Here is a 25,918-nt window from a genome sequence, read left to right as displayed (position 1 = left end):
GCTGTAAACATGCGGTTATCACCCGAAAACAGACGGATGCATTTGCAGGAATTTATGAAGAGGCGGGGGCTTCGCCAAGGGGCATTGACGCTAACCATACTGCTGGCTGTGACGCTTTTGCAGGGCTGCTTCTTTACTGGCAAAGAGGCCGTGAATGGCGGACTCCGCCATGAGATCAATGAGCAGAAGGATGTAGTTTATTCCTTTGGAACGGGACCGCTGAACCTGGACAGGCTGGATGACTTCATGGAGCGGAAAAAAGGCAGCCAGCGGATCATTCTATACACGGTTGAGGGTGACCCTATCTTCACGGAGGTGCGGTATAGAGATAATAAGCTTGTCGTTGCTTATGACAGTACGGAAGACGCTTTTGGACCCAAGGATACAGGAACGTATACCTGCCGGGCACTGGAAAAGAGTAAAGGGAGCACAGCGCTGAAATACACACTTACAGGCTGTGAAGGGGAATATCCGGAAGCCGCACTGCTCTGGATTAATTACGAGCTGTCAGAGCAGGATGACTTCGGCTTTGTGCTGAAGTACGGGGTGAACCGGAAGAACGAGATCAATACGCTTAAGGGTAAGCTGGTTAAGGACCTCCAGGATGGCACTACTGCAGAAGCAGCGGAGTTCCGGCTGCCGCAGGCGAAGCTGCAGAGCATATACCGTGAGCTGGTACTTGCCGGCTATGAACAGGACAAGACCTTGACCGAAGCCTGCAATATCAAGCCTGCTGTCAGCTACGAGCTGCTGGTACAAATGAACGGCAGCGAACGGAAGTTTGCCTGGAGTGAGTGCGACCAAAGCGCTGACGGAAAGGGAATGACTGTACTGGCACAGCATATGATCAGCGAAGTGCAGGAAGGGGAATTTTATCAGGCGCTGCCGGAGACAAAAGGTTATTATAAATAAGAGCTGGCCACGGCCAAGCCTAAATAAGCAAATCTACTAGAATTGACGGAGGTCTTGGCTATGCAACAGCGTGTACTGCTGATTGAAGATGATGAAGATATTAGCAGAATGGTAAGCTCTTATCTGGCAAAAGAAGGCTATGAGGTCGAGCAGGTATTTGACGGGGAAGCCGCCGAGCGTAAGGTGCGCAGCGGAGAGGCTTATGATCTGGTGCTGCTGGATCTGATGCTCCCGCGGCGCAGCGGCATGGATGTGCTGCAGAGCATCCGTGCAGCCAGCCTGGTGCCGGTGCTGATTATGTCCGCCAAGGACAGTGATGTGGATAAAGCGCTCGGACTCGGCTTCGGCGCAGATGATTATATTACGAAGCCGTTCTCGATGATTGAGCTGGCGGCCAGAGTGAAGGCGGCGATCCGCCGGGCGGGCTATGCCGCTGCCGGTGCTGTCAGGGCAGAGGAGCCTCCGGCAGCCGAAGCGCACCAAGCCAAGCTCATCCCTCTGCGCGGGCTGACTGTTAATCTGGATACTTTTTCGGCAGAGAAGCACGGAGAAGAAGTCAAGCTGACCGCCAAGGAATTCCAGATCCTGCGTCTGTTCGCGGCCAATCCGGGCAGAGTGTACACGAAGGCGCAGATTTACAGCCTGGTCTGGGAGGATGATTATTACGGAGACGAGAATGTTATCAATGTACACATGAGAAGACTGCGCGAGAAGATTGAGGATGACCCCTCCCATCCCGAATACATAAAAACACTGTGGGGCATCGGCTATAAGCTGGGGGATGTGCTGCCATGATACCTTTTCTCGGCGGAATTATTACAGTGCTTCTGCTGCTCATCCTGTGGCAATCGCTGCGGCTGAGAGAGCACGGGCGCCAGCTGCAGTACATCCGGACCAAACTGGAAAGTATCATGGCGAGCGGCTCACACGAACGGCTGCTGCTGTTCAACAGCGATCCGGCGCTGCAGCAGCTGCTGGGCACCCTCAATGACCTGCTAAATGTCAATCACAAGGGCGCGGTGGAGCGGGTCCGGCTGGAGCAATCGATGCGTCATATGCTGGCTAACATCTCTCATGATCTGAAGACACCGCTGACCGTCGTACTCGGATATATCGAGACACTGCTTCAGGATCATGATCTGCCTGCCGGCGAGCGGGAGGCGATGCTGCGGACGATTCATGCCAAGGCGCAGGAGGTCATTGCGCTGATGAACCGGTTCTTTGACCTGGCCAAGCTGGAGTCAGGGGATAAAGAAATCCCGCTTTCAAGGGTGGAGCTGGGTGAGCTGTGCCGCCGCAACATTCTGTCGTTCTATGAGCTTCTCAGCGGCGGGGGCAGCGATGTGCAGATCGAAATCCCGGATGAGCCGCTGTACATTATGGGCAATGAGGAGGCGCTGGACCGGGTGCTCGGCAATCTGCTCTCCAATGCAATCACCTATGGCGGAGACGGGGGCGTGCTGGGGCTCAAGCTGTTTTTGCAGGAAGACAAGGTATGCATTGAGGTGTGGGACAAAGGCAAAGGCATAGCCGAAGGCCATCAGGATAAAATTTTTGAGCGTCTGTACACCCTGGAGGATTCACGTAACCGTGATTACCAGGGCAGCGGGCTTGGCCTGACCATTACCAAAAGGCTGACCGAGCAGATGAACGGCAGTATCACTTTGACCAGCAAGCCATACGTTAAGACGGCGTTCACCTTGTCCTTCCGCAGGCTGGATTATTAGGAAATCCGCCGCAGCTTAAGATTTTCGTAAGAAACAGGTAATAAAAAAGAAAATTCCCCCCTGTATTATATAAATCAAGGAAGACAACGAAGCCAAAGGGGATAACGGAAATGACAACGATACTGCGGACGTGGAACTTAACCAAGGTCTATCAGGGCAAAGAAGCCGTGAATAACGTGAACATGAATATTAAGCAGGGTGAAATTTACGGTTTTCTGGGGCCGAACGGGGCCGGTAAGACCACTGTGATGAAGATGATCACCAATCTGGTGAAGCCAACGGCCGGCGAAATCGAATTTTTTGGCGAAAAGATGACACCCCGCTCCTACGAAATGCTCAAGCGCATGGGCTGCATCATCGAGTATCCGGCATTTTACGATAAGCTGACCGCCCGGGAGAATCTGGAGCTACACGGGGAATACATGGGCTACTATGACCCGAAAGCGCTGAAGGAGGCGCTGGAGCTGGTGAACCTTACCGGGACAGACAAGAAGCCGGTCAAGCAGTTTTCGATGGGCATGAAGCAGCGGCTGGGCATTGCCAGAGCGGTAATGACCAAGCCGGAGCTGCTGATTCTGGATGAGCCGATCAACGGGCTGGACCCGCTGGGCATCAAGGAACTGCGCGAGGTGTTCCGCATGCTGAGCCGTGAATACGGGATGACGCTGCTGATCTCCAGCCATATCCTTGGTGAGGTTGAACAGATTGCCGACACGATCGGTGTAATCCGGGACGGCGTGCTGCTGGAGGAGGTTGCCATGGATGAGATCCGCAGCCGGGATACGGACTATATCGAGCTGATCACAGATCATAGCAGCAAAGCGGTGTACACACTCACGCATACGCTTGGCCTCAGCAACTTTAGGGTCATCGGGCCGCGGACGATCCGGATTTATGAGAAGACCTCACAGCTGGAGCTCAGCAAGGCGCTGGCTGCGGCGGATATCGAGCTGGAGAGCCTGAACCGGAAGCAGCATTCGCTGGAAGATTATTTTGTCGAACTAATGGGGGGTGAAGTCGTTGCTTAAGCTGATCAGACTTGAATTGCGCAAGAACAAAATTAGCCTGTTCAAAGGCTTTCTTATAGCCGATCTTGCCCTTCTGTTATTCATGCTGCTTGTCGTATTCACTGAGGTTGAGGAAGGGGACTTCAGCACCTATGCGGATGTTTTTGAAGGGGTGCATATCTTTGTAAAAGCGGTATTTATGGTCTTCGGTTCTGTCCTGATCAGCAAGCTGGTCATTGAGGAATATAAAAATAACACGATCGACCTGCTCTTCATGTATCCGATTCCCCGCAAAAAGCTGATGGCGGCCAAGCTGATTATTGTATCGTTATTTATCCTGATTACGATCTTTGTATCCAACGTGGTGGTAGGCGCGGGAATCGTCGGCTTTAATCACTACTTTTCAGAAGCGATTTCAGGTGAGCTGACGCCTCAAATAATCGGTGAGCAGCTCATTATGGCCGCATCGGATGCGGTATACTCGGCAGGCATCGGGCTGATTCCGCTGTTCTTCGGGATGCGCAAAAAATCGCTGCCGGCAACCATTGTATCCGGTGTGCTGATTGCCGGGCTCCTGTCCTCTGATTTCGGCAGCTTCCGGCTGGGCAATCAGGTAGGCGTATCCTTGTTCCTTGGGCTTGCAGGGGTTGCCATTGCCTATCTCTCGATCCGCAAGATTGAGACTCAGGACGTAGGATAACCGGAACTTTGGACTATAAAAAAAGGTGAATAAACCGCTTGATGCCGCTGTTTTTCTGGCGACCGCAGGCGGTTTTTTTGCTATAATAAAGCTTATTACAGGAATTTCTACATATATAGATAATTTCCGCATTTGCGAATGCATGATAGCAGGTTCTGAGCAGCGGAGGAGGTGGGCAATGCTTAAAGACTGGGCTGCCATTCTGGGCAGGGTGCTTTCTGAGGAAAGTGCTTTTAAATCGTTATATGATCATCATCCCGATCTGATCATCATACTGGACAGGCAGGGGAAATTCGTGGACAGCAACCGGGCTTTCGGCTCTGCCGTTCCGTGCGTTCCAGCGCACACATTTAGTGGTACAGAGGAGGCGCTGACTCCCGGTGAAGCACATTTTACTGCGGCCCTGGAAGGGTTAACCTCCAGCTTTGAGCTTGCAGAGAAAGAGGAAGACGTCAGCGTATCTGTCTCTCCCACCATAACGTATGCTCCGGTTAAGGCAGAAGAGGGGATAGCCGGTGTGTTTGCCATTATCCATTATGATGTGAATGCGCTGCTCCCCGCAGCACTGTTAGAATGGTTCAGCCGGCTCGCGGCAGCCGGGACGGAAGAAGAGGAACCGGAGCAGCAGGGAGAGAAGCTCCCGGCGCTGATGCGCGAGATGGCTGAAGATAAGCGGCTAAGCCTGATTTTGAATTCGGTATCTGCGGGAATCTTTGGTCTGGATCCCGAAGGCCGGACCATCTTTATCAACCGGGAAGGCGCGGATATGCTAGGCTATCATCCCTCTGAGCTGTACGGCGTCCATTTGATGGACCTGATTAATCAGACCCATAGCAGAACCGGTTCGCTGGAGTGTCCGATCCGCCGTACCCTGGATGACGGGGTTATCCGCAGCAGCTCAGACGAAATATTCTGGCGCAAGGACGGCACCAGCTTTTTTGTAAGCTACCGGATTGCTCCGCTGCTTGACAAAGGCTTGATCTGCGGGGTGGTTCTCTCCTTCGCCGATATTACAAATGAACGTGAAATCCGGCGTGCCAAGGAATCGGCTGAGCAGGCAGCCCAGGCCAAGTCCGATTTCCTGGCCATGATGAGCCATGAAATCCGTACACCGATGAACGGAATGATCGGCATGGCCGATCTGCTGCTGGAAACGGAGCTTGAAGAAGAGCAGCGCAGCTATGCGGAGATTCTGCGGAGCAGCAGCTACAGTCTGCTGCAGATTCTGAATGACATCCTCGATTTCAGCAAAATGGAAGCCGGGAAGATGCAGCTGCAGTCTGAGACCTTCGATCTGCGGGAGATGATCGAGAGTGTGATTGACCTGTTCACGCCTAAGGCGGAGGAGAAGCAGCTCGCTCTGCGGTGGTGGGCCGATACCAGCGTTCCGGAGGCTGTAACCACCGATCCCAGCCGTCTGCGGCAGATCATTGTGAATCTGGTCGGCAATGCGCTGAAATTCACCGAACGGGGAAGCGTGACCTTATCGGTGAAGAATATACCGCTGCCGGGCTCGGAGGAATATCTGCTGGAATTCTCGGTGCGTGACACCGGCGTCGGAATTGCCGACAGCAAGCTGAACCTGCTGTTCCAGTCCTTCTCACAGCTGCATCCGTTCATTAACCGCAAATACGGCGGCACCGGCCTGGGGCTTGCGATCTGCAAGCAGCTGGTGGAGCTGATGGGCGGAACCATTTTTGTGGAGAGCGAAGAAGGCCGCGGCTCCATCTTCCGGTTTATGCTGCCGTTCGTAAAGGAAACGATGGAAGCGTAAGGGGGGCATGGCAGCAGCATAAAGATGTCTAAACAAGAGTTGCTGCTATTATGAATTCAAAAGCCAGCCCGCCCCGAGATTCGGGGTCAGGCTGGCTTATTTGTTCTGTCCAGTTACAGGACAGTTATGCGTTTGTCAGACTAGACTAAGTGGAATTTCGCCACCTATTTCTCCACAAAACAGCTGCATCCGGATTTTAGTTGGAAAAACGCTACTTAATTTCAGTGATTTCATCCCCGGAAGGCCATTGGGGAGCTAATAGGTGGCGTTTTTCCAACTAATCATCGTAAAAGTTGAAATAAGACGGAATTAGTTGGCGAAAATCCAACTAGATCTAAGGAGGCTCATCTTAGGCAGGTGTTAGCGTAAAATACGCTAACCCACCAGCCCCTAACCCGTAAGCGGACAGGTTGCACCGCCACTCTAACGCATATACATCAGGCCGACAGTAGCCGGTCCGCAGTGGCTGCCGATAACACAGCCGGCATTGATAACGGCGATTTCCTTAACGCTGGTCTGCTCGCGCAGCGCATTCTCCAGGAACTCCGCATCTTCTTCGGCCAGCGTATGGGCGATAATCAGCAGCTCCTGATCCATCTCGCTGACATTAGCAAGCGCATTTTGCAGCATTTGCTCCACAGCCTTTTCCTTTTTGCCGCGAACTTTGCTGACGGGCACGATGGCGCCGTCAATCAGCCGCAGAACGGGCCGGATCTTCAGCAGGCTGCCGATAAAATTCTGCATCCCTGAGCAGCGGCCGCCCATATATAAGTAATCAAGGGTATCAACGACAAATTCAGTCTCCACCCGGCTGCGGCACTGCTCCAGCATGGCGGTAATTTCTGTACTGCTATGGCCTTTGGCCGCTGCGCGTGCAGCCTTCATGACGAGCAGCGCAATCCCGCCGCACAGGGTCTCGGAATCAACGACCCGTACTCGTCCTTCCGGGAATTCGCCTGCAGCCAGCAGGGCATTCTGGTATGTAGAGGATAAGGCAGAAGACAGGCTGACATAGACTACATCTCCGCCGCTTGCGATAACCGGCTCAAAAGCCGCGATGAAGTCAGCCGGCGACGGGGCAGCCGTCTTCGGCAAAGCTCCGTTAGCCGCTACTCTGCGGTAAACTTCCTCAGGTGTAATGTCTACACCGTCTTTGTATGTACCGTCCTGAAATACTACGTACAGCGGAACGATGCCGATATCATACGTTTGCTTCCAGCCTTGCGGCAAATCGGAAGTGCTGTCTGAAAAAATCTTTACATTAGACATGAAATTCTCCTTCACCAGAAATACCATATAATCTGTCTATTATACCAAGCCTATGCCGAATCTCAAAACAAAAATCACAGCCTGATAGAAAAAAGACCATCCGCAAGGGATAGTCTTAACTGTTGCATACTTCAAGGAGTATGGAAGCGTACCGATTATTTTTTAACAACCGGTATCCATACCTCACAGACATAATCTTCCGCTGATGTATCTCCGGGAGGGTACAGCTCAATCTCCGGCCCGCCGGCATGCTGGTAGCCTGTTCCCGGGAACCATTCCTGGTAAATCCGTTGCCAGACCGTCTGGAGCGTATGGGGCAATGGTCCTTTGGAGGTAAATACCGCCCAGCTGGCAGCCGGAACGGCGCCTTTCTCGTAGCCGTGCGGATCTGTAGCTTCATCCGCCTGGACTCCGACCCAATAGGACAGCAGATCCTTTTCCATGTCCATGCTCATACAGATACCGAGCCATGCTTCCTCTGAGGCAAGCCCGATCAGCTCATCCGAGGTGCCGTCCTCGTTGCATTCGTTCCAGAACTCGGGAATTCTGCGGAAATTCTCTCCGTCCTTGCACGTAACCTGGATTGATTTGCCGATTACGTTAAAAGCCGGCTTATCCACGATTTTGTATTCCATTTCCTGATCTCCCTTCAATGATAGGTGGAAAGAGAGGCGGGGGAACGCTTTGAGCTGTACCCCGGGTTCACGCGCCGCCGAGGGAGTAAGCCCATGGGCCTTGCGGAACGCCTTGGCAAAGGATTCCGGTGAGTCATAGCCGTATTTCAGCGCTACATCCAGCACCCTGATCTTGGAGCTTGCAAGCTCCTGGGCAGCCAGTGTCAGCCTGCGCTTGCGGATATAGTCTGCCACCGTAAAGCCGGTCAGCATACTGAACATCCGCTGAAAATGAAACGGAGATACATGTGCGATCCCTGCCACATCCTCGATTCGCAGCGGTTCGGTCATCTTGCTCTCCATATAATCCATAGCTTCCTTCATCCGGATCAGCCATTCCAAGACGCTGTCATCTCCCTTTGAGTTCATCCTATCATGGTCAGAGGAACCAGTCCTGTTATTCTCTGCTCATTAATGACAGGTTTCTTTTCAAAGTATAACGTATTACAAGCACTGCTGTCAGTTTCCAAGCCGGTATACTCTGGCCTCATAAGGACGCAGTGTGTCACGCTCCCCGGTAGCGGGCTCATCGGGATAATTACTGATGATTGTTTCCCGCACAGAGGCGAGCTCATCCGGAAGCTGAACGGTCTGCAGGGCGTCGCTGAAGTTCAGCAGTACCAGCCATTTCGCATCATCCAGCTTGCGTGTGTAGGCGTAGACAGATTCGTCCTCCGGCAGCAGCAGCTCATATTCACCATAAGCCATGATGAGATTTTCTTTACGCAGAGTGATCAGCTTCTGGTAGTAGTAAAAGACGGAATCAGGGTCGGCTAAGGCCTGCTCAACATTAATATCCTTATAGTTCGGATTGACCCTCAGCCAAGGTGTGCCTTCTGTAAAGCCGGCGTTTGCCGAGTCATCCCACTGCATCGGAGTACGGGCATTGTCACGGCCTTTGGCATGGATCGCTTTCAGAATAGTGTCATGATCCCCGCCGCCCTCCGTAACCTTTTCCCGGTACATATTCAGAATCTCGATATCCTTATAGTCTTCAAGTACAGGGAACTTCACATTCGTCATGCCGATTTCTTCACCCTGATAAATGTAAGGGGTCCCTTTTAGCGTATGCAGCAGGGTAGCCAGCATTTTGGCTGACTGTACGCGGTACTCACCGTCATGACCAAAACGCGAAACCATCCGCGGCTGGTCGTGGTTATTCAGGTATAGACTGTTCCAGCCCTGCTCAGCAAGCCCAACCTGCCATTTATGCAAAATATCGCGCAGCCCCTTGAGGCTCCACGGTGTAACCTCCCATTTGCCGCCGGGACCGGAATCGATGTCCATATGCTCGAACTGAAATACCATCTGCAGCTCCTTGCGGTCCTCTGCCGTATACAGAATCGCGTCCTCCACACTGGCACCGGGAGTTTCTCCGACGGTCATCACATCGTATTTGGAGAGCACCTCACGGTTCATCTCCTGCAGATACTCATGAACCCGCGGGCCGTTCATATAATATTCGCCGCCGCCGGCCAGCCTGCCGGGTTCCAGGTCATCCCGTTTGACTGATGGCAGGCCTTCCACCTTGGAGATCATGTTGATGACATCCATCCGCAGGCCGTCCACACCCTTGTCGAGCCAGAAGGTCATCATCTTGTAGAGTGCCTCCCGCAGCTTGGGGTTCTCCCAGTTGAGGTCCGGCTGCTTGCGCGAGAACAGATGCAGGTAATATTCACCTGTTGTTTCATCCATCTCCCAGGCCGGACCGCTGAAGATGGAGCTCCAGTTGTTGGGCAGCCCGCCATCCGGACCGCCCGGACGCCAGATATAATAATCACGGTACGGATTGTCTTTGGAGGAGCGGGACTCTACGAACCAGGCATGCTCATCCGAGGAATGGTTGATGACAAGATCCATCATCAGCTTGATGCCGCGTTCATGCAGCCCGGCGAGCAGCTCTTCCCAATCCTGGAGCGTGCCGAACTCATCCATAATATCCTCATAATCGCTGATGTCGTACCCGTTGTCATCGTTAGGCGACTTATAGACCGGTGACAGCCAGACGACATCGACGCCGAGCTTCTTCAGGTAGTCCAGCCTGGATATGATCCCGCGCAGATCGCCGATGCCGTCTCCGTTGCTGTCCTGATAGCTTCGCGGGTAGATCTGGTAGACTACCGCTTCTTTCCAAAAGGCTCTGTTCATTTTAACGACTCCTTTTATATGCTAATTGGTATACCCGCATAAAAAGCCCCGGGGGACAGGAGTCCCCCGGGGCCGACAAAAACTACGCCGTTACCGAGGAACCTTCAGCCGTAACGCTGCCGAGCCCGTTCACAGTATACTCTTTGCCATGAATCGTGAGTGCCGCCGGAACATCTGTCTCATTGGTTACTGTAACCTGTGCATCGGTAACGTTAACCTTGAGCCGTGAGCCGCGGAACATGATTTTGAACGAATACGAGGTCCAGTGGCCCGGGTTGGACGGGTTCAGGATCAGCCGGTCTGCCTGAACGCGCAGTCCGCCGAAGCCGTGTACAACGGACATCCAGGTGCCCGCCATACTTGTAGTGTGGCAGCCGTCTTCCGTATCGTTATTATAGTTGTCGAGATCCAGCCGAGAAGTACGCAGGTACATTTCATAGGCTTTTTCTTTGTAGCCCAGCTCGCAGGCCAGAATGGCATGGATGCAAGGGGACAGGGAGGACTCATGAACGGTGATCGGCTCGTAGAAGTCGAAATTCCGTTTTTTCGTCTCCAGATCATAGCGGTCACCCAGGAAATACAGCCCTTGCAGGACGTCAGCCTGCTTGATGTAGCAGGAGCGCAGAATGCGGTCCCAGGACCATTTCTGGTTGAGCGGCAGATTCTCCGGAGCCACTTCCTTCACCGGAATAATCTCTTTGTCGAGGAAGCCGTCCTGCTGCAGGAAGATCCCAAGCTCCTCATCGGATGGATAGTACATTTTGCCGATAATTTCATTCCACTTGGCAGTTTCGCTGTCAAGCAGCTCCAGCTTATCAGCCAGCTCTGCATAACGGGCAGCTTCATTCTCCTGCAGGTATTTCAGTGCTTCGAGCGTATATTCCATCGTCCAGGAAGCAATCCGGTTTGTGTACCAGTTGTTGTTGACATTGTTCTCGTATTCATTCGGGCCGGTAACGCCCAGCATGACATACTGATCCTTGCGCGGCACATAATGCACGCGTTCCTCCCAGAAGCGGGAGATTTCCACCAGTACCTCAAGCCCGTATTGGCCGAGATAAGCCTTGTCGCCGGTGTAGTTCACATAGTTGTAGATGGCGTGGGCGATTGCGCCGTTGCGGTGGATCTCTTCAAACGTAATTTCCCACTCGTTGTGGCATTCCTCACCGTTCATGGTTACCATCGGGTAGAGTGCACCTTTTTTGAAGCCGAGCTTGCGTGCATTTTCCTTAGCCTTCTCCAGATGCTTGTAGCGGTAGATCAGCAGGTTGCGTGAAATGCTGGAATCCGCAGTACTCAGATAGAACGGCACGCAATAAGCTTCAGTGTCCCAGTAGGTGCTGCCGCCGTATTTTTCACCCGTAAAGCCCTTAGGCCCGATGTTCAGACGGTCATCTTCTCCGGTATAGGTCTGATTCAGCTGAAAAATATTGAAGCGAATCGCCTGCTGCGCCGATACGTCTCCTTCAATAATAATGTCGCTTTCCTTCCATTTGTCACCCCAGGCAGCAGCCTGCTCGTTCAGCAGGGTAACAAAGCCGGCTTCGCGGGCACCATTCAATGCGCTGTGGGCGGCTTCAACAAGCTGGCCCAGGCCGTAATTGCGGGAGGTTACATTGGCGGCATACTTATAAATAACCACCTGATTGCCGGACTGCACAGAAAGTGTCACTTTGCTGCCCACATATTTATCCTGCTCCAGCGCTTCAGCTTCTGCAGTAACCATTTCACCGTTAACTACAATGTCAAAAGCGAAGGCCGATGTTACATGGAAATCGAGCTTTTTCGTTTTTAGCGTCAGATAGCCGCCTTCCGTACCGCTTTTCTTCTCTACTTCATTCCAGAATTTCTCATCATAGTTGGAGTCCTTGTTCTTGATGTCCCCGTCTAAGTAAGGAGTGACAGTGAGCGTTCCGGCGAAATTCAGCGGAGTAACCGCATAACGGATCGCGCCGATCTCATGACGGGACATGCTGACGATGCGGATGCTCTCCACCTGTACCTGTTTGCCGCCCTCCAGCTCTGCAGTAAAGCTGCGGAACAGCGTGCCTTCCTTCATATTAAGCACACGGCGGAACTGGGTCACGGTGCAGGCTGCCAGATCAAGCGGCGTACCGTCGATATCAATGTTGATGCCGATCCAGTTGGTGCTGTTCAATACCTTGGCAAAATACTCCGGATAGCCGTTTTTCCACCAGCCGACCCGGGTTTTATCCGGATAGTAGACACCTGCCATATAGCTGCCCTGCAGGCTGTGGCCGCTGTACTGCTCTTCAAAGTTGGCTCTGCCGCCCATGTAGCCGTTACCGATGCTGAAGATACTCTCGGAGATCTCCTGGGTGTGCGGATCAAAGGATTCTTCAATGATGGACCATTCATCAATTTTAAGATATTGTTTCATTGTTTTTTGGCTCCTTTTAAATGAGGGATAATATAAATGGAACTATTGGTTCGACATTACAGCCACGCGGGGAACGCTCCGAAGGTAAAAGGATGTTACGATCGCTGGCGCTTCTTCACATCCTTTTACCTTCTCCGCTTATCACGTGTCTTCCGATCTCTCACAGATAGTTCTTTTATAAGTAGTAGTAGGGCAGAAACAGATGCATATCACAATTACCGGTTAATATGGATCAAACCGCTGTAAACCATTCTCCCAGCTTGGAGACGCTGACCTGGGCGAGGGAAGGGACGACAAAATCTGCCTCGGACAGTGTTTCCGGTGAGCCGATGCCGATGCTGCGCATGCCGGCGCGGGTTGCGGCCAGGATTCCGGCTTCGGCATCCTCGAATACGACGCAATGCTCAGGGGCAATGCCTACCGCCTGTGCGCCCAGCAGGAATACTTCAGGGTCCGGCTTGGCGGCGCTGGTGTGCGTCCCGTCGATGATGGCATCGAAGTAAGGGGTCAGGCCGGTGTTGTTCAGGATGGCCATCGCATTTTTGCTGGCAGACCCCAAGGCAACCTTGATCCCGGCTTCGCGGCATTCCTGCAGGAAGGAGAGGGCGCCGGGCAGAATCTCGGAGCTGTCCATCTTGGAGATGTATTCGACATAGCGGTTGTTCTTTTGCTCGGCAAAGCGCGCTTTGTCTTCTTCACTGAACGTGAGTCCGCCGATCTCCAGCAGAATATTCAGTGAGGCCGCCCGGCTGACACCCTTGAGCCGCTCGTTATCCTGTTCGGTGAATACGAAGCCGAGCTGCTCCGCGAGCTCTCTCCAGGCAATAAAGTGATATTTGGCGGTGTCGACGAGAACGCCGTCCAAATCGAACAGGCAGGCTTTGATTTCTGACATGTTGAACCTCCTAAAAGTTTTGTGAGCTGCGCTTCCTAGCATGAGCTAAGTTTTGTGAGCTGCGCTTCCTGAAATCCTTCGTACAAAACTTGCTTCGGAAGCATGCTGAGTATTGTTAGCGCTTGCTTCCTGTCGTTTCTGTTTATAAAACTAGAATCGGTAAGAGTGTTCCGGTTGTGAATAGCTGTAACCGAAATTTAGCGCAAACGTTTGTACAATATTCGAAAAAATAAATGAAGCATCGGACTGCTTCATTTATTTTTGAATCCGGGTCATTTCTTGCCTGGGGCATACATGGATGATTCTCTCACGATCAGACGGTGAGGAATGACGAAACGGTTCGTATATCCGGGATCATTGTCAGGCTTCTGGATGGTCTGGATGAGCACCTGGGAAGCCGTATATCCGAGATGATAAATACCGATGTCAATACTGCTGATCGGCGGGCTGGACAATTCCGAGAGCGGGATGTTGTTAAAGCTGACAATCGCCAGATCCTCGGGAACCTTGTATTTCAGCTCATTCAGTCCGCGCAATACACCGAAAGAGACCATATCATCGACCGCGACCAGTGCTGTCGGCCGGTTCGGGAGATTCATGAAGAATGACATCGCCCGGTAGCCGCTGTCCTGCAGAAACTCTCCTTCAACAATCCATTCAGGCCGCATTTCCAGACCGCTGTTCTGCATAGCCTTGCGGTATCCTTCAAGACGGTCGCGCGAAACGATCAGATTGGGTGGTCCGCTGACAAAGCCGATACGCTCATGACCCATAGAAATAAGATGATTCGTGGCATCAAAGGCTGCCATGACATTGTCGTTATCCACGGATAATATATCCTCATAGCGGTCGCTTCGTCCAACAAGGACGAACGGATATCCGCCGGATTCGAGAAAATCAATAACCGCATCATCCTTGCGTGAGTACAGCAGAATAACGCCGTCAACACGGCGTCCCTTGAGCAGGCGGGAAACAGCTTCAAGCTCTTCCTTCTCGTTGGCTCCGGAACTGATCAGCACATCATAGCCGGAACGGCTTGACTGGGTGACAATCCCTCGGATCAATTCCATAAAGAACAGATTGGAGAAAAGCTCCTCGGCCGGCTTCGGCAGGATGATGCAAATGCTGTTGGTTGTTTTCGAAACCAGGCTCTTTGCCATCATGTTCGGAGTATAGCCCATTTCCTCCATAATCGTTTTCACTTTACGGGAAGTTTCTAGGCTGATTCTGGGATGGCCTGACAACACCCGGGATACCGTGGAGGGAGAAACTCCCGCTTTCTTAGCCACATCCTTGATGGTAACTGTCATAGAAACCTCCTTCATGGAACCGTTTGCTTTACACAGTAATATTAATCGAAGTGCTGATAATTGTAAATAGAGAAAGTCCTGCAACAGGCCGTTTTGCCGCCTTTTTGGAATAATATCCACGATTCGCGGCCCGATTTTGCATGTTTTTACAGCGGGATCAGACAAACTCGGGCAGGCTGAGGCTTTCTGCAGTGTAAAGGGCTATCCTGGCGTCAAATGCAGGATATAGAAGTGTGCAAACGGTTTTTTATCGAAAAAACCGGTTTCCTTACTGGTTTGTTGCAGGGAAGTTTGTGCAATTATGTGCAACTGGCTGAAAATATTTTCAGATGAGCTTCCTGTATTATTGTTCCTGAAAAATGCAGAATTACAGTTGACAACGCTTTAAATCGAGGATTAATATGGTAAACAGAACTTAAAAGCGCTTACAAGTGCATTTGTCATGCAGGAGTAACCCGAAAGTCTGTTGTTTGATGGCCGCAGCATCCTTTATTTTCTTTTGCAAACGTTTGCGCTAATGGTTGTGGATTTGGAAGGAGCATTACATTTCATTATGAGAAGGAGGGAACAGGCTTAAGAGGGTCTAAGCAGCCACGGCGGAAAGTGAACTCATTCACGGCATGATGCAATCCCGCAAACCGCGGGGCAAATCTCACATTTAGGGGGGCTTTTTGGAATGAAACTGGCTTCATGGAGCAAAAAAATGTTCGCTATCAGTATGATCGTCGTTCTGGTGTGCTCCTATTTTAGTTTTCCGGCATCTACGGTACAGGCGTCGGCAGCCAGGGCGGTTCTGGTGGGCAGCCTTCAGTCGGAGCTGTCTACGGAAACTAATCAGACGGCGGACTGGAATCCGGATACGACAGTCACTGAAATGACGTATATGAACAATGGCACTTATATGTTCACAGGAACACTGCCGGCGGGTACTTATGAGTATAAGGTTGCGCTAAACGGCACATGGGATGAAAGCTACGGGTACAGCAGCTATACCAATCCCCAGGGCGTAAACAAAGACGGCAATATTGAGCTTACGCTCGCAGCCGAGACGGAAGTGACCTTTTATTACAACGATGTTACCAACAAGATAGCAGACTCCACGTATTACACGCCGCTTGCCCAGGACAAACTGCCAAAACTTACAGGCTCCCTGCAGACAGTGCTGGGGGATGCGAAAGATCATTCTGCGGCAGATGCCCGCACAGTACTGACAGACACTAATTTTGACAGCGTTTACGAGTATACGGCAAATCTGCCTAAGGGCGATTATGTTTATCAGATTTTTGTACCGGGAGCCTCTGCAGAGGATGATACATATTATCCTGCAGCGGAGCAGAACCTTAATCTGCCGGCTGATCTGCCGGTTACGTTCAGTTATAATGCTCAGACACATGATGTGAGCGCCAAGTTTACAGCTCCGGTGAATCCGGGCACTGTAACACCTGTTCCGGAAGGAAGCATGCGTATTCACTACAACCGTCCGGCTGGCGATTACGCTGACCAGGGCTTATGGCTCTGGGATGATGTAGCGTCAGCTTCTGCCGGATGGCCAGCGGGTGCGGCTGCTTTTCCTGAAGGACAGCTGGACTCCTACGGAGCTTATGTGGATATTCCGTTAAAAGAAGGCGCCAAAAAAATCTCCTTCCTCGTCATTAACCGTACCAATGAGACTAAGGACAGCGGGGATAAAACCTTCCTGATCAACACTCCGCAGACCAATGAAATCTGGATCAAGCAGGGCAGCAATGAAGTGACACCTTACGAACCGGTGACACTGCCAGCAAATACGGTCCGGATTCATTACATCAGAGCGGATCACAAGCAAAGCGAATTTGGTTTGTGGACTTGGGATGATGTAGCGCAGGCTCCCGCTAACTGGCCGACGGATGCTGTTATGTTCCCGGCTGAGAATACAGACCGTTTCGGTGCTTATGTGGACATTCCGCTGAAAGAGAGTGCCAGGAAGCTGGGCTTCCTTATCGTTAACCCGTCAAATGAAGCAAAGGACGGCGGAGATAAGGCGTTCAGCCTGCTTGACCGCTACAATCAGCTGTGGATCAAAGAGGGTGACAATACGGTGTATGTCTCCCCGTTCGGCGAGCAGCCTATAGGGCTAGTATCGGCTGAAGTGCTCTCCACAAATAAGCTGCTGCTCGGATTTACACTTACTGACGGACTTGATGCTGCAGCGCTGAAGAGCGCGATCACTGTAAAAGACAAAGATGGCGCTGACGTCAGCATCTCTGCAGTGAGGATTACCGGTACTTCTTCAATTGAAGTGGACACGGCTGTTTTTGACCTGGAAAAGACACCGCTGAGTGTTACTTATTCCGGTAAAACGGTATCTGCGTCCAGCGGCTGGAGAATGCTTGATGAAATGTACAATTACACTGGCGATGACCTGGGTGCAACCTATCACGCCGCAGACAAATCGGCAACGCTGAAGCTGTGGGCCCCTGTGGCCAGCTCGGTTACAGTCAATGTATACAGCAAAACAGACGCTTCCAAGCAAGTCGGACATGTAAGCCTGACCAGAGGCGAACAGGGCGTATGGTCCACTGAACTGACACCGGCGGATATCACCGGAGTGAGCGGGGAAAAGGATGTCCGCGGCTACTACTATCAGTATGAAGTGACCAACCACGGTGTTACGAAGCCTGTACTTGATCCTTACGCCAAATCAATGGCCGTATTTACTGTCGATTCTGCCGGTGCTGCGGGTCCGGACGGGGATACTGTCGGCAAAGCGGCAATTGTTGATTTGAGCAAAACGAATCCTGCAGAAGTTCATCCGGCAGATATCGACGGCTATGAAAAACGCGAGGATGCCGTCATCTACGAAGTCCATATCCGCGATTTCACTTCGGATGTCTCAATTGAGAGCAGTCTGAACGGCGAGCGCTGGGGCTCCTATGACGCTTTTGCAACGAAACTGGATTATATCAAATCAATGGGTGTAACCCACATTCAGCTTCTCCCGGTAATGGCCTGGTATTACGGGGATGAAACGAAGATGGGCGAAAGAGAAACAGCCTATTCTGCACAAAATAACGAGTACAACTGGGGTTATGATCCGCACAGCTACTTCTCCCCGGATGGTGCCTATTCAGAAAATCCGGCTGATCCCGAAGCACGGATCAAAGAGCTGAAGGGCCTGATCGATGCGGTGCATGAGGCCGGAATGGGTGTCATTCTGGACGTTGTATACACTCACATGGCCAAAAAAGATTTCCTGGACGACATAGTGCCTAATTACTACGCGTTCCAGGATGCGGGCGGCAACTTTATCGGCGGCTTCGGCAATAACCTGGCCACCAATCACAAAATGGCGGAGAAGCTGATGGTTGATTCCGTCAAATATTGGTTCAGCGAATACAAGATTGACGGCATGCGCTGGGATATGATGGGCGATGCCACACAGGATGCGGTGCAGGCGGCCTATGATGCAGCCCAGGCGATCAACCCGCAGGCGCTGTTCATCGGCGAAGGCTGGGTTACGTTCGGAGGCGCGGCTTCAGATCCTTCACTTGCCGGCCAGGGTGCTGACCAGCAGTGGATGGACAAAACAGACAGCGTCGGCGTCTTCTCCGATGAGTTCCGCAACGAGCTGAAATCAGGCTACGGATCAGAGGGTGAACCGAGATTTATTACAGGCGGAGCGCGCTCCATTGCGACCATCCTGAATAATATCAAGGCCCAGCCGTCCAACATTCCTGCGGATGATCCGGGCGATGTGGTGCCTTATATCGAGGCGCATGACAATCTGACCCTGCATGATGTCATTGCCCAGTCCATCAAGAAAGACCCGGCGATCCCGGCTAATGAGCTGGAGATCCAGCAGCGGATTCGTCTTGGCAATACGCTGGAGCTGACCTCACAGGGCACAGCCTTTATGCAGGCCGGCCAGGAATACGGGCGTACCAAACAGTGGCTGGGTACAGGCGTGCCTGAACAGAAATACACCGAGATGAAGGATGCGAACGGCCAGTCCTTTGGCTATTTTATCCATGACTCTTATGATTCCTCTGATGCAGTCAACATGTTTGACTGGTCCAAGGCGACTGATGCCGTGAAATATCCGGTTCAGAACACAACGAAGGATTACACAGCGGGTCTCATCCAGCTCAGAAAGTCCTCGGATGCTTTCCGTCTGGGTGACAAGAGCCTGGTAGATTCCAATGTTACGCTGATTCAGGCGCCGGAAATGAAGGCAACGGATCTCGTAATCGGCTACAAAAATAAAGCAACAGACGGCACAGGCAACTACTATGTGTTCGTTAACGCTGATGATGAAGTCAGAACACTTACGCTGTCCGAAGATCTGACGAAAGGTGCGGTGCTCGCCGATGATGACCAGGCAGGAGTGACAGCCATTCCGGCCGGAGAGCAGAGCGGGTTCACGCTTACAGGTACATCGATTCAGCTCCAGCCGCTTACTGCAGTGATTATACGGATGGATGCAGCAGCTGCTGTATTTACTTCAGTTGAGACAGACAGTGCAGCATACTCATTGCAGGTAGGCACAAGTCATCAGACAGCTGCCTATGCCAAATATGACGACGGAAGCCAACGCAATATTACCAAAACTGCCGTCTATACTTCTGACAAACCGGAAGTAGCCAGCGTGTCGGCACAGGGTGTTGTGACCGGGGTTAAAGCCGGAACGGCACATATTACGGTTACTTACGGCGGCAAATCCTCTGTCGTCACGGTTAAAGTAGTGACCGAGGCTGTAGACACCAAACGTTATGTAGAATTTACCTATGTGCGCGCAGACAAGGATTATACCGACTGGAATATCTGGGTCTGGAATACAGGCGCGAAGAACGACCAGATTGACTTCACCACCTTCAAGGACGGCAAGGCCAGCGTGCTGATTGAGGTTGCCGCGAATGCGACCAGTGTAGGCTTTGTCCTGCGCAAGGGCACTGACTGGAATACCGGCAAGCAGGATTATCCGGATGACCGGGTCATTCCGCTGACGGCTGGTGAGAGCTACACCAAGGTCATTGTCACCAGCATGGTGAAGGAGCTGGATATTAAGCCGTTTATCAGCGGTCCGGTGATGAAGGACGGAACGATCACCTTCATGTTCCGCGATGATGCGCTGTTCCGCAGCGGTAATCAGCAGGATATTGAGGCCGTCGCTGTAAAAGTGAATGGTTCCGAATATCCGATGACTTACGACGCTGTGAATGAATGGTTCAGTTATGAGCTGACAGGTGCCGAGGCTGGCACATACAAATACACCTTCCTGGTCACAAAGGACGGAGTAACCGAGGAGCTGGCTGATCCGAAAAATACGGTCGGCGGCGAATCCTCAGTAACCTACCACAACCCGGAGGTTAAAATTACAGCAGCAGCAGCACCGCAAGCGGTAAACTCGAATGAAAATGCAGTCATTACTATTATCGCGGCTTCAGCTGAGGAAGTCGCCTATAAAGACGGCTATATGGATCTGACCGCGCTTGGCGGGCCGGCTAAAGTTCAGCTCGATACCGGACTGATGAAGCAGACGGTTGCTGTAAAAGATACCGTGGCAGCGGGAATCAAAACCATACCGCTTACACTGGTTGACGAGTACGGCAATACGCATAAAGGCTCGGCAACACTGGAAGTCAAAGCCAGAACCTACAGCGGGGATAAGCTTGATTTTGATTGGGATGAGGCGCGGATTTATTTTGCGCTGACTGACCGGTTTGCTGACGGTGACCCGACGAACAATGAGAATGTGGATAAAAGTCATCTGGAAGCCTATCACGGCGGGGATTTCCAGGGGATGATTGATCATCTTGATTATCTTAAGGAGCTTGGCATCAATACGCTGTGGATTACGCCGGTTGTCGATAACATCGACTTCAACAAAGGCACTGAATTTGGCGGTATCCAGTACGGCTACCACGGCTACTGGGCCAAGGATTTCACCCAGCTTGATGAGCATTTGGGCGACATGGACACCTTCAAGGAACTGATCGAGAAGGCGCATGACAGAGGCATCAAAATTATGGTCGACGTTGTCCTTAACCATGCAGGCTATGGCTTGAAGGCGAGCGACAGCACTCCTGGAGTTACTGCTGAAGATAAAGCGCGCTTCGACGGCATGCTCCGCACGGACGGCGTATCTTCGGATACCGATCCGGTTAAAGGTGAGCTGGCCGGACTGCCGGACTTCAAAACAGAAGATCCTGCGGTGCGCCAGCAGATTATTGACTGGCAGACCGGCTGGCTTGACAATGCCCGGACTGACCGCGGGGATACTATCGATTATTTCCGTGTGGACACAGTCAAGCATGTGGAGAGCACCACCTGGAAAGCATTTAAAAATGCGCTGACTGCGATTGATCCGGAGTTCAAGCTGGTCGGCGAATATTTCGGCGGCACGATTGACAGCGACGGCGGCAATCTGCAGTCCGGCCAGATGGACAGTCTGCTTGATTTCGGATTCAAGGGAGCAGCGAAAAGCTTCACTGACGGCAAAATTACGGAAGTGGATGCTTATCTGCAGGACCGTGAATCTAAACTGGACAATACAAAGACTATGGCCCAATTCCTGAGCAGCCATGACGAGAACGGCTTCCTCTCCGATTACGTGGGCGGCGATAAAGGCAAGCTGATGATCGCAGCCGCGCTGCAGATTACTGCAAAAGGCCAGCCGGTAATCTACTACGGTGAAGAGCTCGGCCGTTCCGGCAGCAATGCCGGTGATCTGTCCAAAGGAGAGTTTAGCGAGAACCGCAGCGATATGCCATGGGATCAGCTGACTGCGGAGCAGGGGCTTCATGACCATTACCAGAAGCTGCTGAACATCCGTGCCAAGTATTCCAAGGTATTCTCCAAGGGAACCCGCACATCGCTGGCCGGCTCGGATGAGTTGGGGTACCTGGCGTTTAACAAGCAGTATGGAAATGAGAATGTTGTAACAGTCATTAACACTAAAACGGAGCCGGTATCTGTAAGCATTCCTGTACCGTTTGCCGCAGGAGTGATAGTAACAGATGAATACAGCGGCAAGTCGTATACAGTATCTGCTGACCGGATGGTGGCGTTTGAGCTGCCGGGCCGGGCTGACGGGGGAACGGTTATTCTGGCAGCGGTGGCTGGAGTAACGCCGACACCAACACCGACACCAACACCGACACCAACACCAACACCAACACCGGAGACATCACCGACACCGTCGCCAGTGGTCCTTCCCGGATCGATTCCGGGAGCAACTCCTGCACCTACACCGGATTCCAGTGTCCAGGTAATCAGTGCAGACAGTCTGAAGAACGTCAAGGATGGAAAAGTGACCCTTGAGATTCCTTCAGCTGCAACATCTGTCCTGCTGCCTGTTCAGGCTGCAGAATCGCTGGGTACAAACGCACTTGAGCTGCAGATGGGCGGACTAAATGTAATCTTGCCTAACGCAGTATTGCTCCAGCTCCAGAAATCACTCAGCGGAGCTGATGCGGTAGGCGCACAAATTCAGTTTAGTGCAAGTCCGCTGCAGGATAGTGCGGCAAGCGCTCTGGTGAACGGGCTGAGCAACGCCTATACCCAAGTAAGCGCAGCTTCGAAGATCTATGATTTCTCACTGTCGGTAGTGAAGAAGGACGGCACAAGCACGCCGGCAAGTACTTTCGCAGCACCGGTTGAGTTAACCTTTGCCATCAGCGGCAGTGCGGATAAAGATCTCACAGGCGTGTTCTATGTAGGTGAGAACAACAATCTGGAGTATGTCCGCAGCGCGGTTAACGGTGACCGGATTACAGCACAGGTAATGCATTTCAGCAAATATGCGGCACTTGAGTTGAGCAAGTCGTTTACAGATGTACCTGCTTCGCACTGGGCTTCACAGGCCGTGAAGTCACTGAGCGCCAAGCAGATTGTAACAGGTGTGTCTGCTTCAGCATTCAACCCGGGGGCCAATGTTACACGTGCAGAATTTACTGCACTGCTGGTCCGTGCACTGGGAATCGAAGCAGCAGGCCAGACCACATTCAGTGATGTACAGGCGGATGCCTGGTACGCCCCTTATGTGGCCGCTGCAGTCAGCCAGGGCATTGTTTCCGGACGCAGCTCCGCGCTCTTTGCGCCGAATGCGGCGATCAGCCGTGAAGAAATGGCGGCTATGGTCATCCGTGCGCTTGAAGTGAAGCAGGGGCAGAAGGTAAGCCAGAGCTCTTCTTCCGCAGGCTTTGCAGATGCAGCCAGCATCAGTCCATGGGCAGTTGTCTATGTAAATACAGCTGCAGGTCTTGGCCTGGTGCAGGGCAGAGAAGCCAGCCAGTTTGCGCCTAAGGCTAATATGACCCGTGCAGAAAGCGCCCAGGTTATCTACAAATTGCTGGCTAAGTGAGAATTATAGCTGGTTAAATGAACACACAAAGCAGCGATCCTCCTAAAGGGGGACCGCTGCTTTGCGTTGTGTAGATTAGTTTGGATGAGAAGGACCTGATTAGAGGAATCTGAATAAAAGGATCTGATTATGAGGGTCTGCAGATGCTGAGGATAAATATCAAATGCTATTCTGTGGTAATTGAGTTTATCTCGGCCGACGGGAAACAGCACTCTTCAACTGTTGAAGAGTGCTGTTTGACTTGTATTTATTTCGGGAAACTGGCTTTATAGGAAAAGTGTGCGGAGAATGCTGCTGCGGATGCGCTGACCAAACTAAGTGGATTTTCGTATCTTAGTTCTTTAACATTTGCCTTGCTTAAGATTTTAGTTGGAAAATCGCCACTTATTTTGACTGGATTAGCTCTCAAAGGTGGATTTGGCCTGAATTAGATGGCATTTTTCCACCTAATGATCAGAAATATTGGGAAATGATAGAATTAGGTGGCGAAAATCCAACTAGTTTACCGGCCAGCCCGGCCAGCCCCCCATCAATGCGCAGGCTACAAAATCGCCTTAATCGCCGTATATCCGTAAGCCGGAAGCTTAATAGACAGCGTGCCGCGTTCTGCACGCAGGGAGTCACCGGTGAACAGGTTCTCCCAGCTGCGCTCCTCGACGCTCAGCCGGAAGGTCTGGGCGGTTTCTTCCGTATTCATCAGAACGATGATGATTTCGTCGCCCAGGCTGCGTTCGAAGGCAATCTTGCTTCCGTTGCGGCCGGCTTCAAGGAATCTGAAGGACCCGCTGCGCAAAGCGGGATGGCTGGTGCGGATTGAGATCAGCTTCTGATAGAAGCTGAACAGGCCATGATCCTGCTTGGCAGGGTCCCATTCCATGCATTTGCGGCAGCCCGGATCGTTGTCGCCGTCCATGCCGACTTCATCACCGTAATAGATGCAAGGCGTGCCCATGAAGGTGAACTGGAACAGCACAGCCAGCTTAAACTTCTTCTTGTCGCCGCCGGCCAGGGTCAGGAGGCGTGCGGTATCATGGCTGTCCAGCAGATTGAAGGCAACCTCGCTGGCCTGCAGCGGATAACGCGACAGCTGCTTGCCAATCGCATTGGCAAAAGCTTCAGCGTCAAGCGAGCCGTTGATGAAGAAGTCGAGCACAGCATCCGTGAATGGATAGTTCATGACGGCATCGAATTTGTCCCCCTCCAGCCAAGGAGCGGATTCATGCCAGATTTCACCGAGAATGTAGGCTTCCGGGTTAGCGGCTTTGACAACCTTGCGGAATTCGCGCCAGAAGCCGTGATCCACTTCATTCGCCACATCCAGGCGCCAGCCGTCAATGCCGACCTCTTTGATCCAATACTCAGCCACCTTAAGCAGATATTCCTTTACCTCAGGATTCTCCGTATTGAGCTTAGGCATATTCGGTTCGAACGAGAAGGCATCATAATTCGGAATATTGTCCACGACCTGAAGCGGGAACTCGCGGACATGGAACCAGTCCTTATAACGGGAGTTCTCCCCGTGCTCCAGCACATCCACGAACGGGGCGAAGGTTCTGCCCGAATGGTTGAATACGGCGTCCAGCAGCACGCGGATTCCGCGTTCGTGGCAGGCGCTGACCAGCTTTTTGAGTGTTTCAACATCGCCAAAATGCGGATCGACCTTCATATAGTCTTCGGTATCGTATTTGTGGTTGGTGGTTCCGGCAAAGATCGGCGTGAAATAAATACCCGTAATCCCCAGCTCTGTCAGATGATCGAGGTGATCGATAACCCCTTGCAGGTCTCCGCCGAAGAAATTTTCGGGGGTAGGCGTTCCGCCCCACGGCTGCACATTCTCCGGATTCAGGCCGGGGTCGCCGTTGGCAAAGCGTTCAGGGAATATCTGATAAAAAATAGCATCTTTAACCCAGGCTGGCGGGGTGAAGACATCTCCGCGGTTTATGTAGGGAAATTCGAACAGCCGGTTGGGATTTGCCGGACGCTCCGTCTGAAAATCGCTTTCTGTCATCCAGATGCGTTCATCTCCCTTTTGCAGCAGAAATCCGTATTTCAGGCGGCGGTACAGGGGAACGGATTCACATTCCCAGTAATCGAACATTGCATCGCTAGTAAACAGCTTCATCGGGATCAGTTCTTTGGTAGTGTCCCATGCATATTTATCCCCGGCCCAGGCGAACACTTCAGTCAGGTCACCTTTTTTGGCACGCAGACGGAGATGGATGGTTTCATAGTCATAGGCGTATGACCAGTTTAACCGCGGGCGGTGATATACAGCTTCAAGTAACATGATAATTCCTCCTAAAAGTTTTGTGAGCTGCGCTTCCAGAGATCCTTCGTACAAAACTTGCTTCGGAAGCATAGGCTAAAAGTTTTGTGAGCTGCGCTTCCAGGGGTCCTTCAGACTAAAACCGGATAAATAGGTGAAGAAAGAGGCGTTATGCCTGTATGGCACCGTCACTTGCGCCACGGTTGCACACATTACTTATGAAATTCGCCCATAGCAAAAAGGAACAACTCCAGCCTAAGCTTGTCCGAGGTTGTCCCTGATAAGTAACATTGCCTTTTGGTTGTTGTAAGAACAAGGGCGCATGCTTGCTCTGCCTCCGGCAGGGTGGGCTGCTCATAATGGTTTGGATTATAGCATGGAATAAATGGCCGTACAATACTATTGTTCAAACCATTGCACTATTTTTCACGAGTGGTACTGCCTTTCTGTACTCAAAATAAGAAAAAGATCACCTGGATCCCCCTTTTTTCATG

14 protein-coding genes are annotated in these 25,918 nt (G+C 52.0%); 7 read left to right on the top strand and 7 right to left on the bottom strand.

All coding sequences use genetic code 11. The annotated features are described in order from the left end of the window. The first annotated feature begins 9 nt into the window (after positions 1-9). The 6 genes from M2108_RS13605 to M2108_RS13580 all read left to right on the top strand — a co-directional run bounded on the left by M2108_RS13605 (position 10) and on the right by M2108_RS13580 (position 6,120). Positions 10-912: a DUF4362 domain-containing protein gene (locus M2108_RS13605; protein WP_277506189.1), complete on the top strand. Its 903-nt coding sequence runs from the start codon at positions 10-12 to the stop codon at positions 910-912. Positions 913-972: 60 nt separating this feature from the next. Next, positions 973-1,707, top strand: coding sequence for a response regulator transcription factor (locus M2108_RS13600; protein WP_277469734.1), 735 nt, complete (start codon positions 973-975; stop codon positions 1,705-1,707). Continuing rightward, a complete protein-coding gene (locus M2108_RS13595) occupies positions 1,704-2,639 on the top strand; it encodes a sensor histidine kinase (protein WP_277469735.1) in 936 nt (311 codons plus the stop codon). Before M2108_RS13600 ends, M2108_RS13595 begins: the two co-directional genes overlap by 4 nt. A gap of 110 nt (positions 2,640-2,749) precedes the next feature. Continuing rightward, positions 2,750-3,667 (top strand): ABC transporter ATP-binding protein, encoded by a 918-nt coding sequence (locus M2108_RS13590; RefSeq protein ID WP_277469736.1) that lies wholly within the window; start codon positions 2,750-2,752, stop codon positions 3,665-3,667. After that, positions 3,660-4,346, top strand: coding sequence for an ABC transporter permease (locus tag M2108_RS13585; RefSeq protein ID WP_277469737.1), 687 nt, complete (start codon positions 3,660-3,662; stop codon positions 4,344-4,346). The genes M2108_RS13590 and M2108_RS13585 overlap by 8 nt, the downstream gene beginning before the upstream one ends. Positions 4,347-4,524: 178 nt before the next feature. Continuing rightward, positions 4,525-6,120: a PAS domain-containing sensor histidine kinase gene (locus M2108_RS13580; RefSeq protein WP_277469738.1), complete on the top strand. Its 1,596-nt coding sequence runs from the start codon at positions 4,525-4,527 to the stop codon at positions 6,118-6,120. A 423-nt stretch (positions 6,121-6,543) separates the two neighbouring features. On the opposite strand, the gene M2108_RS13575 is transcribed toward M2108_RS13580, so the two are convergent. From M2108_RS13575 to M2108_RS13550, 6 genes are all read right to left on the bottom strand, one after another. Beyond that, the gene (locus M2108_RS13575) at positions 6,544-7,389 is read right to left on the bottom strand and encodes a DegV family protein (protein ID WP_277469739.1); all 846 of its coding nucleotides are present in this window, start codon (positions 7,387-7,389) and stop codon (positions 6,544-6,546) included. 155 nt (positions 7,390-7,544) lie between these two features. Continuing rightward, complete coding sequence (locus M2108_RS13570; protein WP_280777060.1) at positions 7,545-8,405, bottom strand: AraC family transcriptional regulator; 861 nt, start codon at positions 8,403-8,405, stop codon at positions 7,545-7,547. 117 nt (positions 8,406-8,522) lie between these two features. Next, a complete protein-coding gene (locus tag M2108_RS13565) occupies positions 8,523-10,211 on the bottom strand; it encodes a glycoside hydrolase family 13 protein (protein WP_277469741.1) in 1,689 nt (562 codons plus the stop codon). 82 nt (positions 10,212-10,293) lie between these two features. Then, entirely contained in the window at positions 10,294-12,612 is a 2,319-nt protein-coding gene (locus tag M2108_RS13560) for a glycoside hydrolase family 65 protein (protein ID WP_277469742.1), read from the bottom strand. A 232-nt stretch (positions 12,613-12,844) separates the two neighbouring features. After that, positions 12,845-13,507, bottom strand: a complete 663-nt coding sequence (gene pgmB / locus M2108_RS13555; RefSeq protein ID WP_277469743.1) for a beta-phosphoglucomutase — start codon at positions 13,505-13,507, stop codon at positions 12,845-12,847. 272 nt (positions 13,508-13,779) lie between these two features. After that, positions 13,780-14,817, bottom strand: a complete 1,038-nt coding sequence (locus M2108_RS13550) for a LacI family DNA-binding transcriptional regulator (RefSeq protein WP_221802690.1) — start codon at positions 14,815-14,817, stop codon at positions 13,780-13,782. A 676-nt stretch (positions 14,818-15,493) separates the two neighbouring features. Between M2108_RS13550 and M2108_RS13545 the strand changes: the two genes are divergently transcribed. Further along, positions 15,494-23,158 (top strand): pullulanase, encoded by a 7,665-nt coding sequence (locus M2108_RS13545; protein WP_277469744.1) that lies wholly within the window; start codon positions 15,494-15,496, stop codon positions 23,156-23,158. Between the two features lie 541 nt (positions 23,159-23,699). Here M2108_RS13545 and M2108_RS13540 read toward each other — a convergent pair. Continuing rightward, the gene (locus M2108_RS13540) at positions 23,700-25,445 is read right to left on the bottom strand and encodes an alpha-glycosidase (RefSeq protein WP_277469745.1); all 1,746 of its coding nucleotides are present in this window, start codon (positions 25,443-25,445) and stop codon (positions 23,700-23,702) included. Between the last annotated feature and the right edge of the window lie 473 nt (positions 25,446-25,918).

Source organism: Paenibacillus sp. PastM-3 (assembly GCF_029893965.1).
In the GTDB taxonomy this organism is placed as follows: domain Bacteria; phylum Bacillota; class Bacilli; order Paenibacillales; family Paenibacillaceae; genus Paenibacillus_AQ.
Note: the sequence above shows the minus strand (reverse complement) of the source record. Positions and strands in the feature narration are given on the sequence as shown.

What these genes read in the sequence shown, in the direction of transcription:
- M2108_RS13605 (WP_277506189.1), top strand. Translation starts at nt 10, where the DNA reads ATGCGGTTATCACCCGAAAACAGACGGATGCATTTGCAGGAATTTATG.
- M2108_RS13600 (WP_277469734.1), top strand. Translation starts at nt 973, where the DNA reads ATGCAACAGCGTGTACTGCTGATTGAAGATGATGAAGATATTAGCAGA.
- M2108_RS13595 (WP_277469735.1), top strand. Translation starts at nt 1,704, where the DNA reads ATGATACCTTTTCTCGGCGGAATTATTACAGTGCTTCTGCTGCTCATC.
- M2108_RS13590 (WP_277469736.1), top strand. Translation starts at nt 2,750, where the DNA reads ATGACAACGATACTGCGGACGTGGAACTTAACCAAGGTCTATCAGGGC.
- M2108_RS13580 (WP_277469738.1), top strand. Translation starts at nt 4,525, where the DNA reads ATGCTTAAAGACTGGGCTGCCATTCTGGGCAGGGTGCTTTCTGAGGAA.
- M2108_RS13575 (WP_277469739.1), bottom strand. Translation starts at nt 7,389, where the DNA reads ATGTCTAATGTAAAGATTTTTTCAGACAGCACTTCCGATTTGCCGCAA.
- M2108_RS13565 (WP_277469741.1), bottom strand. Translation starts at nt 10,211, where the DNA reads ATGAACAGAGCCTTTTGGAAAGAAGCGGTAGTCTACCAGATCTACCCG.
- M2108_RS13560 (WP_277469742.1), bottom strand. Translation starts at nt 12,612, where the DNA reads ATGAAACAATATCTTAAAATTGATGAATGGTCCATCATTGAAGAATCC.
- pgmB (WP_277469743.1), bottom strand. Translation starts at nt 13,507, where the DNA reads ATGTCAGAAATCAAAGCCTGCCTGTTCGATTTGGACGGCGTTCTCGTC.
- M2108_RS13550 (WP_221802690.1), bottom strand. Translation starts at nt 14,817, where the DNA reads ATGACAGTTACCATCAAGGATGTGGCTAAGAAAGCGGGAGTTTCTCCC.
- M2108_RS13545 (WP_277469744.1), top strand. Translation starts at nt 15,494, where the DNA reads ATGAAACTGGCTTCATGGAGCAAAAAAATGTTCGCTATCAGTATGATC.
- M2108_RS13540 (WP_277469745.1), bottom strand. Translation starts at nt 25,445, where the DNA reads ATGTTACTTGAAGCTGTATATCACCGCCCGCGGTTAAACTGGTCATAC.